This window comes from Sphingobacterium haloxyli, assembly GCF_002980525.1.
GTDB classification, from domain to species: domain Bacteria; phylum Bacteroidota; class Bacteroidia; order Sphingobacteriales; family Sphingobacteriaceae; genus Sphingobacterium; species Sphingobacterium haloxyli.
This window is the reverse complement of the sequence record NZ_PVBQ01000070.1, coordinates 1-255: the sequence shown is the minus strand read 5'-3', so window position 1 is coordinate 255 and position 255 is coordinate 1. Positions and strand designations below refer to the sequence as shown.

At 45.9% G+C, this 255-nt stretch carries 1 protein-coding gene; it reads right to left on the bottom strand.

Features of this window, described 5'->3' with window-relative positions:
* Positions 1-255: integrase core domain-containing protein (locus C5745_RS19995; RefSeq protein ID WP_133166414.1), on the bottom strand; the 255-nt coding region annotated here is incomplete at both ends.

Genomic DNA, 255 nt, shown 5'->3' with positions numbered 1-255 from the left:
AGTCCAACCATACATCAAGATCCTTTTGGAGTTCCTCTATGCTTCCATAGATCTTCTTTCGGAACGCTGTGGCATAGAATTCATCCTGCATAGTCCTGTGAAAGCGTTCACAGATGCCGTTTGTCTGGGGGCTTTTAGCTTTGGTCTTAGTGTGTTCTATATCTTCAATAGCCAGATATAGCTGGAACTCATGATGTTCCCTTGCTCCGCAATATTCCGTCCCTCTATCGGTGAGTATGCGCAACAGGGGTATGC